17 protein-coding genes are annotated in these 18,399 nt (G+C 52.8%); 5 read left to right on the forward strand and 12 right to left on the reverse strand.

The genetic code is table 11. The features are described 5' to 3' along the window. Positions 1–55 precede the first annotated feature (55 nt). Together ACR0NE_RS08045 and ACR0NE_RS08050 are read left to right on the forward strand one after the other, a co-directional pair. Positions 56–1,273: an ROK family transcriptional regulator gene (locus ACR0NE_RS08045; RefSeq protein WP_170597873.1), complete on the forward strand. Its 1,218-nt coding sequence runs from the start codon at positions 56–58 to the stop codon at positions 1,271–1,273. After that, complete coding sequence (locus tag ACR0NE_RS08050) at positions 1,263–2,774, forward strand: CRTAC1 family protein (protein ID WP_170597871.1); 1,512 nt, start codon at positions 1,263–1,265, stop codon at positions 2,772–2,774. The genes ACR0NE_RS08045 and ACR0NE_RS08050 overlap by 11 nt, the downstream gene beginning before the upstream one ends. On the opposite strand, the gene ACR0NE_RS08055 is transcribed toward ACR0NE_RS08050, so the two are convergent. The 6 genes from ACR0NE_RS08055 to ACR0NE_RS08080 form a co-directional block, all read right to left on the reverse strand. Next, complete coding sequence (locus ACR0NE_RS08055; protein ID WP_170597869.1) at positions 2,775–4,076, reverse strand: cytochrome c peroxidase; 1,302 nt, start codon at positions 4,074–4,076, stop codon at positions 2,775–2,777. It abuts the gene before it with no gap. After that, positions 4,073–5,026 (reverse strand): aldose epimerase family protein, encoded by a 954-nt coding sequence (locus ACR0NE_RS08060; protein WP_170597867.1) that lies wholly within the window; start codon positions 5,024–5,026, stop codon positions 4,073–4,075. Before ACR0NE_RS08060 ends, ACR0NE_RS08055 begins: the two co-directional genes overlap by 4 nt. Beyond that, a complete protein-coding gene (gene xylB, locus ACR0NE_RS08065) occupies positions 5,023–6,480 on the reverse strand; it encodes a xylulokinase (protein WP_170597865.1) in 1,458 nt (485 codons plus the stop codon). The genes ACR0NE_RS08060 and xylB overlap by 4 nt, the downstream gene beginning before the upstream one ends. A gap of 669 nt (positions 6,481–7,149) precedes the next feature. Then, positions 7,150–7,758: an IS6 family transposase gene (locus tag ACR0NE_RS08070; protein WP_480780086.1), complete on the reverse strand. Its 609-nt coding sequence runs from the start codon at positions 7,756–7,758 to the stop codon at positions 7,150–7,152. Positions 7,759–7,894: 136 nt separating this feature from the next. Next, entirely contained in the window at positions 7,895–8,716 is an 822-nt protein-coding gene (locus ACR0NE_RS08075) for a phytanoyl-CoA dioxygenase family protein (RefSeq protein WP_480459272.1), read from the reverse strand. Further along, a complete protein-coding gene (locus ACR0NE_RS08080; protein ID WP_170597861.1) occupies positions 8,709–9,767 on the reverse strand; it encodes an L-idonate 5-dehydrogenase in 1,059 nt (352 codons plus the stop codon). The genes ACR0NE_RS08075 and ACR0NE_RS08080 overlap by 8 nt, the downstream gene beginning before the upstream one ends. A gap of 69 nt (positions 9,768–9,836) precedes the next feature. Between ACR0NE_RS08080 and ACR0NE_RS08085 the strand changes: the two genes are divergently transcribed. Next, positions 9,837–10,604 (forward strand): SDR family oxidoreductase, encoded by a 768-nt coding sequence (locus ACR0NE_RS08085; RefSeq protein WP_170565707.1) that lies wholly within the window; start codon positions 9,837–9,839, stop codon positions 10,602–10,604. Positions 10,605–10,651: 47 nt separating this feature from the next. Here the strand turns inward: ACR0NE_RS08085 and ACR0NE_RS08090 are convergent, their stop codons facing one another. From ACR0NE_RS08090 to ACR0NE_RS08110, 5 genes are read right to left on the reverse strand one after another with little or no spacing between them, the layout of a single operon-like run. Further along, positions 10,652–11,242 carry a LysE family transporter gene (locus ACR0NE_RS08090; protein ID WP_170403474.1) on the reverse strand — a complete coding sequence of 197 codons (591 nt, stop codon included), beginning with the start codon at positions 11,240–11,242 and terminating at the stop codon, positions 10,652–10,654. A gap of 16 nt (positions 11,243–11,258) precedes the next feature. Next, positions 11,259–12,182, reverse strand: a complete 924-nt coding sequence (locus ACR0NE_RS08095; protein ID WP_170597859.1) for a 2-hydroxyacid dehydrogenase — start codon at positions 12,180–12,182, stop codon at positions 11,259–11,261. Further along, complete coding sequence (locus tag ACR0NE_RS08100) at positions 12,175–13,023, reverse strand: fumarylacetoacetate hydrolase family protein (protein ID WP_170423956.1); 849 nt, start codon at positions 13,021–13,023, stop codon at positions 12,175–12,177. Before ACR0NE_RS08100 ends, ACR0NE_RS08095 begins: the two co-directional genes overlap by 8 nt. 11 nt (positions 13,024–13,034) lie before the next feature. After that, the gene (locus ACR0NE_RS08105; RefSeq protein WP_170597857.1) at positions 13,035–14,831 is read right to left on the reverse strand and encodes an IlvD/Edd family dehydratase; all 1,797 of its coding nucleotides are present in this window, start codon (positions 14,829–14,831) and stop codon (positions 13,035–13,037) included. Then, positions 14,828–15,586 carry an SDR family oxidoreductase gene (locus ACR0NE_RS08110; RefSeq protein WP_170396183.1) on the reverse strand — a complete coding sequence of 253 codons (759 nt, stop codon included), beginning with the start codon at positions 15,584–15,586 and terminating at the stop codon, positions 14,828–14,830. Before ACR0NE_RS08110 ends, ACR0NE_RS08105 begins: the two co-directional genes overlap by 4 nt. Positions 15,587–15,776: 190 nt before the next feature. Here ACR0NE_RS08110 and ACR0NE_RS08115 point away from each other — a divergent pair, with 190 nt between their 5' ends. Together ACR0NE_RS08115 and denD are read left to right on the forward strand one after the other, a co-directional pair. Next, complete coding sequence (locus tag ACR0NE_RS08115) at positions 15,777–16,661, forward strand: NAD(P)-dependent oxidoreductase (protein WP_170597855.1); 885 nt, start codon at positions 15,777–15,779, stop codon at positions 16,659–16,661. Continuing rightward, positions 16,658–17,626, forward strand: coding sequence for a D-erythronate dehydrogenase (gene denD, locus ACR0NE_RS08120; protein ID WP_170597853.1), 969 nt, complete (start codon positions 16,658–16,660; stop codon positions 17,624–17,626). Before ACR0NE_RS08115 ends, denD begins: the two co-directional genes overlap by 4 nt. Here the strand turns inward: denD and ACR0NE_RS08125 are convergent. Further along, on the reverse strand, positions 17,623–18,273 hold the full coding sequence (locus tag ACR0NE_RS08125; RefSeq protein WP_170396177.1) for a GntR family transcriptional regulator: 651 nt from the start codon (positions 18,271–18,273) through the stop codon (positions 17,623–17,625). The two genes, denD and ACR0NE_RS08125, sit on opposite strands and share 4 nt — an antisense overlap. Positions 18,274–18,399: the final 126 nt, after the last annotated feature.

Genomic DNA, 18,399 nt, shown 5'->3' on the forward strand with positions numbered 1-18,399 from the left:
TAGGACAGGCGAAATCCAAATAGATTGAGGTAAGAACCAGATTCGTGAGGCCAAGATGCTGAAAAGCAAAGCTTCTCAAAATGCCACGGACCAGCGGAACATTACGCGCCTGCGGGTGTTGGAACACATTCGGACAAGAGGCTCGATCTCCAGGATAGATATCGCCAGCGCTTTGCAGACCAGCCCTGCGACGGTTACTGCAGCCACAGCCGACCTCATATCTGCGGGGCTGATCAAAGAGATCGAATCCGAACCGCAATCCAAATCCGCCAAAAGGGGTCGGCCCAGAGTTTTACTTCAGCTGGATGGCCGCTCTCACCTTGTTGCGGGCCTCAAAGTGGCGCGCCACATGATCTCGGTCATCCTTGTAGATTTCAAAGGCAACGAGGTCACGTCATACAAACATCCGTTGGACGACGTCCGGATGACACCAGGCGCATTAGTGGCAACCATTCGCAAGGCCTTGGATGAGGCCTGCGCTCAGATCAACGAGACCCTCGACACCTTATCCGGAGTGTCAATTGGGGTTGCCGGTCTCGTGGACGCAGAAAGGAACTTTGTACACTGGTCCTCTTCACTTACCGATAGAAACGTCGATTTTAGCCAATTTCTGGAAACAGAGCTGCCCTGCCCCGCTTTTATAGAAAACGACGCCAACCTGGTAGCAAAGGCGGAACAACTCTTTGGGTTAGGCAAGGGTTTTAAGAACTTTCTTGTCGTCACGATCGAACACGGCGTTGGGCTTGGAATTGTCCTGGACGGTAAGCTATATCGCGGGGAAAGAGGCTGCGGAGCGGAATTTGGCCACACAAAAGTCCAACTGGACGGCGCGCTTTGCCAGTGCGGCCAGCGGGGTTGCCTTGAGGCCTATGTCGGGGACTATGCACTGATCCGGGAAGCAACCGTCGCCGATCAACGCATTGGAACGGAAACTATTAAAGAGATCCACGAAAATGCTCGATCCGGAGACGAAAGGGCGAAATCCGTTCTGGCCCGCGCGGGCCAGATGTTTGGTCTGGGAATATCCAATCTGATCAATCTGTTTGATCCCGAACGCATTATTTTGTCCGGAGCTCAGATGGACTTAGAACACCTGAATTCGGACGAGGTGATGACCCGAATTCGCAGTGGCGTCGTGAATGTCGATACCCCCTTGCCGGAAATCACAGCCCATCATTGGGGCGACCTTATGTGGGCTAAGGGAGCTGCGGCGTACGGGATTGAGCAGGTCTCGATCCTCAAGGTAAAGGAGCTGTCGACAAATGCGCCCTGAGCTTTGTATCCTATTCGCTTTTGCATCTGCGGCCAGCGCAGAATCTCAAGCTCCGCAATTCCAAAAGATTGACATCGGCGCTCATATTTATGACGGCGGCTGGGAGCACTTTGTTGGCGGCGGAGTCGCCGTTTTCGATTGTGACGGTGATGGGTTGCCCGAACTCTTTGCAGCGGGTGGCACCAACACATCCAAACTGTTTAGAAACACATCGCACGAAAGCGTTTCATTTCGTGCTGATACCCCCGAGCTGCTTTCCATGGTCGACGTAACTGGGGCTTACCCGCTGGATGTCGACAGTGATGGCGTTATGGATCTGGCTGTTTTGCGCGTCGGCCCCGATCTGCTTATAAAAGGTGAGCCTGATTGCAAGTTCCGCCCTTTCAGCTCCCTTGGCTTCAGATCAGAGGATCATTGGACAACCGGGTTCTCTGCCACCTGGGAAGCTAATCAGACTCTGCCAACATTGGCCTACGGAACTTATGTTGATCGTCACAATCCCGACGGCCCGTTTGAGACTTGCGGACCCACGGTCCTATACCGGCCCAGTGGCGGCAGTTACCAGCCACCGGAACATCTCGAACCAGGCTATTGCGCGCTGTCCATTCTCTTTTCTGACTGGTCCCGCACCGGGCAAGCGGATCTGCGGGTCAGTAACGATCGCCATTACTATGTACGTGGCGGCCACGAGCAATTGTGGGCAATGGAAAAAACTCCACGCCCCTATTCGAAAGAAGACGGATGGTTGGCATATTCGATCTGGGGCATGGGCATCGCTTCACGAGATCTAACAGGCGATGGCTTCCCCGAAGTTTACCTGACTTCTATGGGTGACCAAAAATTTCAAGTTTTTGACCCCGAAGCTGGCGGCCCAACCTGGCGAGACGCCACTTACAGCAAAGGCACAACCGCTCACAGGCCACATATTGGAGACGACGGTCGCCCATCAACTGGATGGCATGCGCAATTTGGCGACGTTAACAACGACGGTCTAGACGATATCTTTGTCGCCAAGGGAAATGTCGAGCAGATGCCAGATGCAGCATTGAATGACCCCAACAACCTACTGTTACAACTGGAGAATGGTCAATTTCAAGAAGCTTCAGTCGAGGCTGGCGTTGCCTCTATGGCCAAGTCGCGCGGCGCGGCTTTGGCTGACTTCAACAATGACGGCTGGCTTGATCTGGTGGTGATTAACCGGGGCTCGGAACTTGAGGTCTATCAAAACCAGCCCCACACCGGGAATTGGGTGATGCTGGACATTTCCCAAGATAAACCAAACCGCTTCGCGGTCGGCGGCTTTATCGAGGCCAGGACCGAGTCAGGTGTGGTAACCCGGGAAATCACAATCGGTGGAGGGCACACCAGCGGTATCGCAGGGCTTCATCATTTTGGACTGGGGGATGCGAAGGCAATCGAAGTTCGGGTTATTTGGCCTGATGGCGAAGAAGGAGGATGGCAGGAAATCCAATCAAATCAGATCATTCAAATTGAGCGATGATCATTGGTCAACCGGCAGTCCACTTGGAACCTGATCTGGAACACCAAGACGTTCCGCGGGATCTTCCAGACTGGCCAGAAAGCTCAGTAGCGCGCTGATCTCCTGATCCGTCAGACTTATCCTCGACAGGTCGCTGCTTCTGGCAATCGCATCCAAATTCTCCGGGTTCGACAATGGCAGCTGATCCTTTGCACCCGGAAAGTCAGGAAGCACAGCCATTTCCAAGGAGTACGAACGCAGGGAATCCTCTGGGCCGAGATGATGGCGCACGATATCTTCAAGCTGCGCATAGGCACCGTTATGCCCGTACGGGGCCGTCAGCGTTACATTACGCAACGAGGGCGTGCGAAACGCAAACGCATCCTCTGCGTCACCAGTCACGCGTAGGCGCCCATCATCCCGGACATGGCTTTCGAACCGCGCCGCTTTTCCGGGTCCTAACTGCGGCATCGCTATGGAGTGAAATTTGTGGTCTGTTTGGAACCAGCCCGAATGACAGATGCTGCACCCTGCCTTCCCGTAGAACAACTGCATGCCGCGCTGTGCATCTTCCGGCAACTCAGATTCCCCCCGCATCGCAAGGTCAAACGGGCTATTGACAGCGCGCCATTCGAAGGCAATGAAATCAGCTATTACATTCGCAATAGCGGAAAAGGTGATCGTATCCCCTGGTGCAACCTGAGAAAAACGCTGTTCGTATTCCGGGATGGCCGCGACGCGAGCCGCTATTAAATCCCACGCCCCGCCTTCCTGAGTAAGCAACCCGAGGCGTACAGCCTGGCTGACGTCATTCTCGGAATAGTGGCCTGCCATCTCATCAGGAGACAGCACCGGAAACATTGCCTGAGCTGCCAGAGCGGATTTGAAACCTGACCTCATATGAGTGCCCAGCGGCGTCCTGATACCGTTCGCGCGTGTCGGATCAGTTTCAAGGCGCCCATCATGAAAGAAGACTGTGAACTCGGTTGCGCCAAGATTCCATAGACCCGGCGAATTGCGCGGGATTCGTTGCTCCGGCGGGTTTTTCGCATCGAATTTCCGCTTTGCCCCCAGACCCGCACCACCTTCACCGATCCCAAGCGAGAGCCCATCGGACGTGCCGAGTTTGGGGTGATGACAAGTCGCACAGCTGATATTCCTGTTCCCGGACAAGATCGGGTCGTAGAAAAGCAGTCGCCCAAGTTGGACCTCTTTCACGCCAGGTTCAACAAATTCTGGGATTGGCCCAAGGTTCTGAGCCGCTGCCACCGTAATGGACGCAATTACCACGCTAAAAGCAACAATCGGTGTAACAAGCCTCATGTCACACCCTCTGAAATCTGCAGAATCAATGTCTGCTCGTAAGGGGCTTCAGGAGCGCATATGATCGACGGGAACTCGGGGATGTTGGGCGCGTTGGGATAACCCGATGGCTCGATGCACACGCCAGCGCTCTTGTAAAAGGGTTCCGTGAGGTGAGCCCCGGAGTAAATTTGCACCCCTGCCTGGTCTGACCATACAGATAGCTTCAAACCCGTGGGTGTAGTAAGGTCGGCGACCGGAAGCCCCTTCTCTCGTGCGCTGTTGAAAACGAAGTAGTTGTCCAAATCCGTCAAAACGGCACTGATCGCTTTCGGCGCGGAAAAATCCATACCACTATCTCTTGCGTCCACAATCTTGCCCGAGGGAATACCCTGATTGTCAACTTCAAGATAACGGTTTGAAGTCAGCCGCAGACAATGTTCTGAAATGCCCGTTACGCAACCCAGGCTATAGTAATTATGTTGCGCTATACTTACGGGTGTCGGCCGATCCGGCTGTGCTGAAATCGAATAAACCAGACGCGGATAGTCCAGCCTTACTCGCACTTCAAATCTGACGGTTCCCGGATAACCGCTGGCACCCTCCGGGGAAGTGAGGCGCAATATGGCCTCGTTTGCTGTCATCTGCTCAAGAGCCCAATTCTGATGCGATAGGCCTGCCCGCCCACCGTGCAAGGAATTTCGACCCTCGTTTGCGTCCAGTTCATACCGAACATTTTCCATGTCAAAACGCGCTGCTCCAATCCGGTTGGCGACACGCCCAACGATTGCGCCCAGATAATTATTATCGGTGGCGTAGTCCCGCGGGTTCTCGTATCCAAGGATCATTGGCATCCCCTTGTACCACCAACCTTGAGTTGTCGCCCCGTAGCTGAGTAGCGATACGCGCATGTCGCCATCATTCAGGACGGCTCGTTCGATTTGAGGAGGTATGTCCCGCCTTTTGTTCATCGTTTCGCAAAAGGTGCTAAGGCCGAATAATATTGCCGGTAACGTTGGTATTCATTTTCGAATGCATCGATCAGATCCCCACGAGGCTCGATCACCGTGTCGATTTTGGGCGACATCATCACAGAGTCCGGGTTTGCGCCATTGACGGCGCACATTGCCAGGCGGGCGGCGCCGATGGCGGCACCAAATTCACTGCCCCGGGGCAAGGCAAGGGGCGTATTGAGCACGGTGGCCAGGTTTTTCAACCAATACCGAGATCGCGCACCGCCGCCAACGGCCAAAAGGCTGGTTGGCTTTGTTCCGGTACTCTTGAGGGCCTCCAAACAGTCCCGCATTGCAAAGGCGACGCCTTCCATGACAGCCCGCGTCAAATCAGTGGTCTCCGAGGAAATATCCACACCCAGGAACGCACCACGGATTGCACTGTCATTGTGAGGCGTCCGCTCACCTGAAAGATAAGGCAGAAACGTGATCTCTGATGGGCTATCCAGATCGGCAGGCAGCGAGGCGATCATGTCCCCAACGGACTGGCCCAGATTGCGGGAAAGCCAGTTCAAACTGTTTGTCGCAGAAAGGATAACACCCATCTGAATCCACCTATCAGGGACAGAATGACAAAAAGAATGTATCGCCGTTTCTGGCGCTGGAGCATAAATGTCTCTGGACACCAGCAACACACCTGAGGTTCCGAGGGACAAGAAGCCAGCTCCATCGCTTGTACTGCCTATCCCACAGGCGGCAGCGGCATTGTCCCCTGCTCCCCCTGCAATCACGACCGGTCCAGACACTCCCCACTCTTGCTCCAACTCGGACCGCAGCTCCCCGCCCGGATCACTGCCTTCGACCAGTCGAGGCATTTGTTCGATGTTCATGTGACTCTGTTCCAGTGCGGTTTCCGACCATCGCCGCGCACCAACGTCCAGCCATGAAGTTCCGGCACTGTCAGACATATCGCTGACGTAGTCTCCGGTCAGCCAGAGCCGCAGGTAGTCTTTCGGTAGCAGGACCTTGGCAGTTTTAGCAAACAGGTCAGGCTCATTTGCGCGGACCCATTCCAACTTGGGGGCCGTGAACCCCGGAAAAACGATATTGCCTGAACTCGAACGCATACCCGGCAGTTGATCAAGAATTTCTGCCTCTTTAGATGCCCGCGTGTCGTTCCACAGAATGCACGGTCGCAACACGTTACCATTGGCATCCAAAAGAGTCGCACCGTGCATGTGCCCGCTCAAACCAATGCCGCGCAGCGCAGAAAACGCGTTTCCGTGTGCAGCCCGAAGCTGACTGACGACTTCTTTACAAGCTTCCACCCAATCCAAAGGGGACTGTTCGGACCATCCGGGTTTTGAGGAAGACGTAAGGATAATGGACTCAGCGCTACCTGCGACGGAACCTGCGTCGTCGACAAGAATCCCTCTAAGACCAGATGTTCCCAAGTCCAATCCAAGATACATCTTTGAACCCACCTATCTTTATTTTAGTTGCTAAAATTAATAGCCGAATAGATATTGTCAACAAAAGTTTCAGGCAAGTTGGTTTCTCTGTGAGATAACCCCGCACCACTGCAGATTTATCGACCAAACGGCGAAATCCGTATCTCTGATCAGTAGCGCAAATCACAACAAGCGCAGCTGTCTTGTTCCTGCGCATCGCAAACATGAAGCCAATCGTCGCCCTGTTCGTTGAGGAAGTGGTTCCCAAATTACTTCGCCAAACACCTCGCAGTTAGCTGCGTGGTATAGTTAGGTTCATCCGCTTTTGCGCGTCCAATTCTGGCTTGTATTGAACAACCAATCTCAGAAAATTGCCCCATTTCCACAACTAGCGGCGCGGATCATGAAGCCCGTCATTCGTCAGATGAGTGGATTCTGGCAATCCAAGCGTGGATAACCGCACGACAAATAATAGCGCGAATATCCGAGTATCATCTTACAACGAAATGCTGGGTGGGTCCTAGGCTTCAAACTCCATTGGTGCTGTCAGACAAATTCGAACCAGTCTCAATTTGACTCAAAATCGTGAACCTATCCGGAACAAAGTTGACGCCACTCGTCAAGAGCGGCGGTTCGCGTCAGCTTGAAGGAGTCTCGGCTGGTGAGGGATATTTCCTGGTTAAAGTGGTTTTATACGTAGGAATGGTCGGAAGCGAAATTCTGTAAACTTCGAATGCGCCTTAAACCCTGCATCGCGCGCTCGCGTTGTTGAAACGGCAGGTGCGAGTTCTCGATGCGGTTGTTGAGCCACCTGCCCGTCGGTTGTTTTTCGAGCGTGACCAGCTCTCTGACCGCGACTCTGTGTCCGGCGAAGCGAGCCGTGACGACGGTTTCCGCTTTATCGCATCGCTTCATCAATTTCTTGAGGAATTTCAATGGTGCAGCTTTGTTTCGACGTTTGGTGACAACTGCTTCCAGCACTTCGCCCTCATGATCTACGGCCCGCCAGAGGTAATGTTTCTTGCCATTGACCTTCACAAAAACCTCATCCACATGCCACTTCCATTTCGAGAATGCGCGCAGTTGTTGCACCCGCTTACTTCGGATCTCAGAGGCAATCATCGGACCGAACCTGTTCCACCCATATCGGACAGTTTCGTGGCTCACGTCGATGCCTCGCTCGTGCAGCAGAACTTCGACATTCCGAAGTGAAGGCGAGAAGCGGATGTATAACATCACCGCAAGGCGGATGATCTCGGGGCTGGTTTTGAAATACTTGTAAGAGGCAGGATCAGTCATGGGCACAAGCTACGCAACACCCCTGCCCGCTCACCCCAAGTTCTTATGACAAGACCCTTTTGATTGTTCATTGGTTTTCGCGATTCAGGTCTGCTTCCGGGTCGATGTAGCAATGGTTCTTGGCATGCCAAGGGCGTCACTTCACTCCGGCGAAGAGTATTTGTTTCTTGCGGTCTGCATCCCTTTGACACAAAACGAAATCGTTCTCATGCAAAAAGCCCTGAGGGGAGGACGCAAGTAAAAAATGCCCAAAATCATCTCGCCCTGCGACTAGCGCAACCAAAGTTTTCACGCCATTCTGCTGTTTCATTGAAGGCTTTATGAAACGCAACGCCGCACCAATGCGTCTATCGTCTGTGTTATTGGGCCCGGATGCGTGAAAGAGATGCCCGTGATGCATGGATGCCTGCCCCGCACGCAATTCGGCAGCAACTGCATCTTTTTCGTTCACATCGACTGCGATTTCCTGCCCACGTGATAACAGATTGTTTTCGCTGAAAGTGTCCACGTGAGGCACGATACGGCTTTTGTGGCTGCCAGGAACAAACTTCATACACCCGCTTTGCTCAGACGCTTCTGAAATCGCAACCCAACAGGTAACCTCTTCAGCATCATCCAATCCCCAATAGGTCAAGTCTTGGTGCCACGAGACTATCTTCGATGATCGCGCTTCTTTTACGAAAAGTGCACCGCTCCAAACCATGAGGTCCGGCCCTAACACCGTTGAAGCAGCCTCAATCAGCTTCGGATGGCGAAGAAGTGCATCGAATGATGGTATCAGCCTGTCCGGATAAGAATATAGAAGCTTGAGTTTATCTGGGTCGCCTCTGAGAATGCGCTCTGCTTCCTCAAAATCATTGCGCAGCGCTTGGACCTCAGAAACTGTCAGGATATCCAGCGGAGCTACGAAACCGTCTCTTTCATAAGTCTTTGCAATATCACGCGTTCGTTTATCCATTGTCATTATCCGGAAAAGTTAACTGCACCTTCATTGATTGGGTTCGATCAGACGCGACCTCGAAAGCAGTGATGGCCTCGCCAACCTCGAAGGAATGCGTCACCAACTGGTCGACGTTTATTAGTCCGCTTCGCATCATCTCGACCGCGACTGAGAACTCGGAATGGAAACGGAAAGACCCGCGAAGCACTATCTCTTTTGCAGTCAACGCCTGCATCGGCACAGTCATATCTCCGCCCAGACCAAGCTGAACCAATGTTCCACCCGGTCGCAAGCATGCGACGCCAGAAGCCAGAGCCGATTGAGCCCCGGAACACTCCAGTTGTACATCAACCTGACCCTTGTCGTTTTCAAACTGCTCCAGTTTTTGTGGATCGGTGTAGGTGTTGATGACATCGTCTGCCCCGCATCCACGCGCCAGAGCGAGGGTCTGGTCCGAGATATCCGTCGCCACTATTCTGGCCGCCCCAGAACGACGCGCCGCCAAGATCGTGAGGCAGCCGATTGGACCGCATCCCGTGATAAGAACCGTTTTACCTAAGAGGCTCCCAGCTTGTTTAATCGCGTGCAAACAGACCGCCAAAGGTTCGGCCATAGCGGCCTGCGCAGGACTTAACCCATCTGCTGGAACGCATTGACTGGCTTTCGCTACGAGTTTGCTTTGAAAAGCGCCTTGGATATGCGGGAACGGCATCGCGCTGCCATAGAACTTCATATCAAGACAGTGGTTTTGCTGCCCGTTCAGACAATAACTGCAGGATTGGCAAGGTCGGGATGGAGAAACTGCAACCAGCTGACCTAGGTGTAGCCCCCGCACACTTGATCCAACTTTCACTATTTCCCCGGCGATTTCGTGTCCAAGCACCATCGGCTGACGCAACTTGATCGCACCAAAACCACCGTGGTTGTAATAATGCAGGTCAGAGCCGCAAATCCCTCCCGCGCGCATGGCAATCAAGACTTCGTCTTGCCCCACGTCGTGCACATCCCGGTTTTCCAACCTCAGATCTTTTGCGGCATGGATAACAACAGCAACACTGGCCGTAGACATTGCACGGACTCCCTATACAGATTGCCAAAAGATAGGGATAGTCGGTGCTGACAACCAAGGGATTTTTGCATGACGCTTGAAATGTTTAGCCTAGAGGGAACACGCGCGCTCGTAACAGGCTCTAGCCAAGGCATCGGATTTGCGTTGGCTCGTGGTTTGGCTGCCGCCGGTGCGCAGGTCGTTTTGAACGGGCGCGATGCCACTAAACTAGCGTCAGCAGCATCCGAGCTGAGCGAAACAGGTGCCTCGGTACGCGAACTTTCGTTCGATGCAACCGATCATGAAGGTGTCCGATCTGCTGTGGACGACTTTGAAGAAAAAGTCGGCCCAATAGACATCCTGATAAACAACGCCGGAATGCAACATAGGACGGAGTTACAGGATTTCCCCGCTGATGCCTTCGAGCGCCTGCTACAGACAAATGTAGCGTCCGTCTTTCACGTCGGTCAGGCTGTGGCACGGCACATGATTGAAAGAAAGTCTGGTAAGATCATTAACATTGCGTCGGTTCAATCCGCATTAGCAAGACCGGGTATTGCGCCTTACACGGCGACAAAAGGCGCCGTGACCAATCTTACAAAAGGAATGGCAACTGATTGGGCTAAGTATGGTCTAAACTGCAATGCCATTGCGCCTGGATATTTCGATACACCTTTGAACGCCGCCTTGGTTGCCGACCCAGAGTTTAGCTCATGGCTTGAGAAACGTACCCCGGCCGGTCGCTGGGGCAATGTAGAAGAACTTGTCGGCGCCGCCATTTTCCTTGCTTCCCCTGCATCCAGTTTCGTCAATGGTCATACTCTCTATGTCGATGGTGGAATAACGGCGTCACTTTGATCTGCAGCTTCCAATCGCCTGCTAAGTAAGACCGACTTAGATATCGTTCATAGCGCCGACCCCAAGGCAATCACCACAACCACCATTAATGAAGCGGCCATCGCAATATTGATCCTTTGATGCGATCTCTCGCTTAAATCAAGGCTACCCAGCTTTGCGCCAGCACCCAGCCAGATCATGTGCACTGGAACCCAAATCATATTGAATACTACGATTTTTATGACGACCTCCCAAACGGGCGCATCGGGCAAAAAGGCAAACCCTGAAAACAATGCTGTGCCGACCACGTAAGCCTTGGGATTGATGAACTGAAGTGTCAGACCGTTCGCAAAACCAAGCGGCGAAACCGCAGGAGAAAATCCGACCTTTGAGCCGGCGCTGGCAATACGCCAGGCGAGAAATACCAGATACCCGACAGAGGCGAATAGCAACAAAGTTCTAAGCACCGGTACAGCCAAAGCAACCGCAGCGACTCCAGAGACAACTAACATCATGTTGATGAACCCGCCCAGCATCAGACCAGCCACAAAGGCGAGTCCAGCTCGAAAACCAAATGCTGATCCAATACCCGCGGTTGTTAGAACACCCGGGCCCGGCGTAATCAGCAGAAAGAAAACCGCGACAGCAAACTCAAACACTTTTCAGATTGGCCTATTACAGATCTCTGCATTCCGGCACAGCTGTGATCACCGATCCGTCCTTATGGTGTTGCAGCAGATTGTCGACAGTCAGGTCACCCATTGCTGCACGCGTCTCAAAAGTCGCGCTACCAGCGTGAGGGAGCAGAACGACATTGGACAACTCGCGCAATGCTTCTGGAACGCGCGGTTCGTCCTCAAAAACATCAAGCCCTGCCCACCCGAGCTCACCATTTTGCAATGCAGTAATTAAGGCAGTTTCGTCGACAACCGAACCTCGACTAACGTTTATCAGAGTGCCGTCTGCCCCCAACGCGCGCAACACCTCAGCGTTGACCAGCCTATTGGTCGACGGGCCGCCGGGCGTGATGCATATGAGGACGTCCACATGCTCTGCCATTTCAACCAAATTGTCGAAATATCGGTACGGGACATCCTTTTGTTTGCGGGTGTGATATGAGATTTCGGGTGCCCACGGCTCCAACTTATCAACAATCGCCTGACCAATGCGACCAAGACCAAGAATGCCTATTTTTTGATTGTCCGCTGATCGCGTCAAAGGGGCATTACCTTCAACTTCCCACCGTCCGGACCGAACGTAATTATCGTCACGTATGAGCTCTCGATAACATGACAGCAACAGCAGAACGGCGGTGGTTGCGACTTCTTTGTTCAACACATTGGGCGTGTGCGTCACAACAATCCCACGCTCAGCCGCAGCATTAGCGTCGACGGCGTCGTAGCCGACTCCATAGACGCTAATCATCTTCAGATTACTGAGTGAAATCATTAGGTCATGCGGAACGCCATCATGCCCGTTCGTTACGATATGCGTAATACTTTCCGCGTTGAAATCGTCCAATTGATGAATATTGAACACTGAAGACAGGCGTTCTCGCATCCGTTCAGTGATCCCTCCGATTTGCAACAAGTCAGTCATCTTGGCCGACCTTTTGCCGCTGAACACCAAGCCCATCGATACGAAGCTCCATGACGTCGCCTTTTTTCAGATAAACTGGTTCCGGTTTGATCCCCATTCCAACACCGGGCGGTGTTCCGGTTGAAATGACGTCACCGGGGTGCAGCGTAAAAAGTTGGCTTAGATGCTCAATGATCTCGGCAACGGAAAAGATCATCGTGGCGGTATTCCCGGTTTGCATGCGCTGACCGTTTACATCCAGTGACATACCAAGATTCTGGGGATCCGGCACCTCATCCCGGGTCACTAACCACGGGCCGGTAGGGCCATATGTGTCGCAGGATTTTCCTTTGGTCCATTGACCGGTCAGTTGCGTTTGAAAATGCCTTTCCGACACGTCGTTTACGATGCAATAGCCCGCAACATATTCGAGTGCGTCGGCCTTGGAAACGTATTTGGCCGTCTTACCAATGACGACCCCCAGTTCGCATTCCCAGTCGGTATGTGTAGACCCCCGCGGCATAACAACATCATCATAGGCACCTATGACAGCCGAGTTCGCCTTGAAAAAAAGTATCGGATGCTCGGGAATATCTGCGCCGGTTTCTGCAGCATGGTCCGAGTAGTTCAAACCGATGCAAAGAAATTTACCGATGTCACCGACACACGGCGCGATACGAGGGTCACCCTCTACAATTGGCAGGTTGTTCGGATCCAATGACCGCAGGTTATCAAGCGTTCCGTCATCCAACATATCCCCCGTGATATCATTGATATGAGCGGACAGATCCCGCAATTGACCCTCAGAGTCGACCAAGGCTGGCTTTTCCGAGCCCTTGGCGCCGTAACGAACAAGTTTCATTTCTGTTCCTTTTAGTGGTTATCGCGTGGCATGAAGCCTCGCGCGATATCGCGGTAGTTTTCTGCACCCTTGAGCGTCATCCCGCGATCCAACCGATCTACTTTTTCACGGAATAATTCCTGCCAGGGGGATTGGTTGGGCGGGGTTGAATAACCACCCTTTGCCTCCAGATCGCGGGCGCGTTCATGCAGTTCTTCAAGCGAAACCAGCATATCTGCTGTGCCTTTTCCAAGATCGATGCGCAGTCGGTCGCCATTTCGCACCAAGGCCAACCCACCACCCTCTGCAGCTTCGGGTGAGGCATTCAGGATAGACGGACTTCCTGATGTACCGGATTGCCGTCCATCACCGATGCAAGGAAGGGCTTCGATGCCCTGTTTCAACAAATATGAGGGCGGCCGCATGTTCACGACCTCTGCAGCACCAGGGTATCCTTTTGGTCCCGCTCCGCGCATAATCAGAATACAGTTTGCGTCGATGTTTTCTGCAGGATCATCAATCCGATGGTGAAAGTCCTCAGGCCCATCAAACACAACCGCCCTGCCCTCAAATGCATCCGGATCATCCGGGTTCGACAGGTAGGTCTCTCGAAATGCCTGTGAGATCACAGACGTCTTCATAATCGCACTCTCGAACAGGTTGCCCGAGAGATTGATGAACCCCGCCTGTTGCTTAACCGGGTTACTGACGGGCTTGATTACGTCGCTATTCTGAGACCGGCGTGCCGAGCAATTGTCGCCCATCGTCTTACCGTTCACCGTTATCGCATCGGGATGCGGCATCAATCCAGCATCAAGAAGCTCTCCGACAACGGCGGGTACACCTCCGGCCTGTTGGTAATCTTCGCCCAGATACTCACCCGCAGGCTGCATGTTAACCAACAGTGGAACGTCGTGGCCAAGTTTCTGCCAGTCATCGTTGGTCAACGGAACACCAAGATGCCGGGCGATTGCATTCAGGTGGATCGGCGCGTTCGTCGATCCGCCAATCGCAGAGTTGATAACAATCGCATTCTCAAAAGCCTGACGTGTCATCACATCGCTGGGGCGTAGATCCTCCCAGACCATGTCCACAATGCGTTTACCCGTTTCATAACTGATTTGACCGCGCTCTCTATACGGGGCTGGAATGGCGGCTGATCCGGGCAATTGCATACCCAAGGCCTCAGCAAGCGAATTCATGGTCGTTGCTGTTCCCATCGTATTGCAATAACCCACCGAAGGTGCTGCGGCGGCTGCGATTTCCATGAACTCATCGGTGTCAATTTCGTCAGCCGCAAGGTCTTCGCGCGCTTTCCAAATAACCGTGCCCGATCCAGCGCGTTCACCTTTCCACCAACCGTTGAGCATGGGGCCGACCGACAGGGCAATCGCTGGGATGTTGACGGTCGCAGCGGCCATAAGAAGCGCGGGCGTGGTCTTGTCGCAACCAATGTTCAGAACAACGCCATCAATCGGATACCCGAATAGACTCTCAACCAAGGACAGATAAGCTAGGTTGCGATCGAGTGACGCCGTTGGCCGTTTACCGGTCTCTTGTATCGGATGGACCGGTATTTCGATGCACGTTCCCCCGGCGGCGATGATTCCATCGCGAACACGTTTGGACAATTCGATATGATGCCGATTACAGGGGCTCAAATCACTGCCGGTCTGAGCAATGCCAATGATCGGTTTGCCTGATTGCAGTTCCTCACGGGTCAATCCGTAATTCAGGTATCTTTCCAGATACAATGCCGTCATCTCAAGGTTCTCAGAATTCATGAACCACTTGCGAGATCGCAAATCGTTTTTTGATACTTTTGTCATTGGCCTGACCAACCCCCGTCAATTATGTGCGTGTGTCCTGTGGTGAATGCACTTTCATCGCTCGCCAGATAGACGACCAATGCAGCAATCTCTTCTGCTTTCGCTACACGCCCCATAGGCTGACGCGCCACAAATTGTGCAAGGGCCTCTTCTCTGCTGCCCAATTGCTCTCCCAACGCATCTACGCGGTCACGCCAACTGGGACTGTCGACTGTTCCCGGACAAATGCAATTGCACCGGATTCCTTTTGTTATGAAGTCCACGGCTACCGATTTCGTCAGCCCAACAACAGCGGCTTTTGTCGTTCCATATACAAAACGATTTGGCGCACCGATTATGGAACCCAGTGCGGAAGACATATTGATTATCGAGCCTCCTCCGCGCTCTAGCATTCCCGGCAATACAGCCTTTGTCGTGCGCACCATTGAGCGCACATTAAGGTCCATGGCAAAATCCCACTCTTCATCGGTTGCATCCAGAATAGTTCCGTGATGCACGAACCCTGCGCAGTTGAACAAAACGTCCGGCTTCGCTCGCGCGACCCCATGATGAATGCTGTCATTATTCGTAACATCCATCTCGAAAATTTCGAGATTTTCGAGATTCTGACCGCGAATCAAATTTAGTTTTTTGGGGCTAATATCCGTCGCATAGACTTTTGCACCCTCTCTTGCCATTGCAATTGCACTTGCAAGTCCGATCCCCTGTGCGGCGGCTGTGACCAGGACGCTTTTTCCCTTAAGTCTTTCTGACATATAAATATTCCGACCTCAAAAGTGGCGACTGGACAAGTGTTACGTCGTCCCACAGATCAACCGAGAAGCAAAGAAACCTTGGCGGATTTGCAACGACTTCTGGCATGTGGGCACAGAGCCGTTAGCGTATGACAGAGATTTTGGTTTGGCCATAACCATGCGTGGCGCACCTTCGGAAGGACAGTAGATGATGAGCAAGCAGTTCAAAGTGGCTCTGTTGGGAACCGGCCTGATGGGAGCTCCTATGGCGCGGAATATTTTGCGCGCCGAGTTTCCGCTCACTGTATGGAACCGCAGCTTGAAAAAGGCAAAACCGTTGACAGCAGAAGGCGCGACATTGGTGGAAACTGCCCCGCTGGCGGTTTCGGGTGCAGACGTAATAATAACCATGCTCTCGGATGGATACGCGACCGGCGCGCTACTTGCTGACGAGGCTTTCCGCGAGCAACTCAAACCGGGGATGATCTGGATTGATATGTCGAGCGCCAAACCCGAACACGCAAGAGAGCAATCCGCGCAGCTTTCCTCGATGGGGGTGCTGCATCTGGACGCCCCGGTTTCCGGTGGCACCAAAGGTGCCGAAGCTGGCACCCTTGCGATCATGGTCGGTGGCGATCAGGACGTTATGGAGCGCGTGCGACCAGTTCTGACAGCAATGGGCCGGCCTGTGCATGTTGGCCCAAGTGGTTCTGGTCAATTGTGCAAATTGGCCAATCAAACAATTGTCGCTGTAACAATATCGGCAGTCGCCGAGGCGACTCTACTGGCTCAGCAAGGCGGTGCGGACCCCACCGCGTTAAGGGCCGCACTAAAGGGGGGCTTTGCGGATAGTATTATCTTGCAACAACATGGCGAACGCATGTCTGATGGAAATTTTACACCCGGGGGTTTGTCTAAGTTTCAACTAAAGGATTTGGACAACACGCTGGAGGAAGCGGGAAGCCTTGGCGTTGAGCTACCTAGCACCCGATCTGTGCGCGACCGTTTCGAATATCTGATAGACGAAATGGATGGGGCCGAACTGGATCATTCAGCTTTGTATCTAGAACTCAAAAAACGGAACGGAATGCTGTGACGCGGATCCTGATTATAGGCGGCGGAGGAATGCTGGGCCAGAAACTGGCCCATCGCGTGTCGACCCAAGAAACTTTTGGAGCGGATGCCCAAGTCTCACTGTTCGATCTCTCGTTCCCGCCCGACAGTGCGGCAGGTAATCAAATTGTGGGGAACTTGACTGCGTCAGGCATAGCTAAGTCTTTTGCTACGCAGCGGCCAGACGTCATTTTTCATCTTGCAGCTATCGTTTCAGGCCAAGCTGAAACAGACTTTGCGTTGGGTTGGGATGTAAACCTTATGGCAACGTGGGCACTGCTGAACGCACTTAAGGATGAACACGAAGCTTCAGAAAGCGAGTACACACCTCGCCTGGTTTTTGCCTCGTCCATAGCAGTTTTCGGGTCACCATTCCCCGAAAAGATAAGCGATGAGTTCCTCTCGGCACCTTTGACAAGTTACGGAGCGCAGAAAGCGGCGGCTGAATTGATGATCACGGATTTCAGCAGGAAAGGATACATCGACGGTATTTCCTTGCGCTTGCCCACTTTGTGTGTGCGCCCGGGCAAAGCCAACGCTGCCGCTTCGTCCTTCTTTTCGGGTATAATCCGAGAGCCATTGAATGGGGATGAGGCTGTCTTGCCAGTTGCCGAAACCGTTCGCCACTGGCACGCCAGCCCCCGCGCCGCTGCGACTTTTTTGACGCACGCAGCAACAATGGACACGCAGCTTTTGAATGACAGACGCGCATTGAACATGCCTGGCGTAAGTTGCACCGTCGCCGAACAAATCGAAGCTCTGCGCAAAGTGGCCGGCCAAGAAGCGGTTGGCCTAATCAGGCAAGAACCCGACGAGACAATCGAACGAATAGTCAAGAATTGGCCGCGAGACTTTCAAACAGATCGCGCTCTGGAGTTGGGGTTCGAGGCGGAATCAAGCTTCGACGAAATCATTCGCGTGTATTTGGAAGACGATTTTCGGCTTTAGTCGCCCATCGTCTTTCCAGTTAGATGGCGTTCCAGATGGTCGTGAATTTTCTCTCGTGTTAACTGCTCATCCCCTGACAATGCTGCTTCAAGTATATCGGCATGGTGTCTTATGTTCTGAGAAATGAATTCAAAGTTCCGGTCTGCCACCATCAACTGCTGTCTGAATTGCGCGTAAACTCGGCTATGCATTTGTTTTAAAGTTTCCGAGCCACAGGCAGAAATAAGTGTTTGGTGAAATTCCTTTTCCGAGGCAAACCATATCTCGATAAGGCCGCTCGGGTCGTCTGTGGCGTGAATGCGTTTTTCGATATGGCTGAGTTTGTGATGTGCGGCCGTCAATCTTGCTTCCCAATCCACCCCGCCATTACGGATCGACATTGCGGTGCCTTCGGCCTCCAACAGAACACGGACGTGCGTCAATTCGATAAGCTTCTGCGGCGATCGCATTGGCACGCGGAAACCTTTTTGTTCCTGAAAGTCCACCAAACCAACAGCGGCCAAACGAAAAAGGACTTCACGAACGGCGCTCGCAGAACAGCCATACACTTTACGAAGTTCTTCAGCCCGCACCTTCGCTCCATGCTCGAATCCATTAGAGATCAGGCGCATCTTAAGATCTTGATAAATATCTATTTCGTCGTTCATTCCAGTATGCACCTTCAAGTTTTGTCCAAGTAGCGTCCTAACCTTATTTTCGAATTATCGCAAGAATCTCGAAATTTTTAGAAATTTCAATTTTTTCTTGTTGCATTCGATTCGTCGGCTTAACGT

The organism is Ruegeria sp. C9, assembly GCF_056537585.1.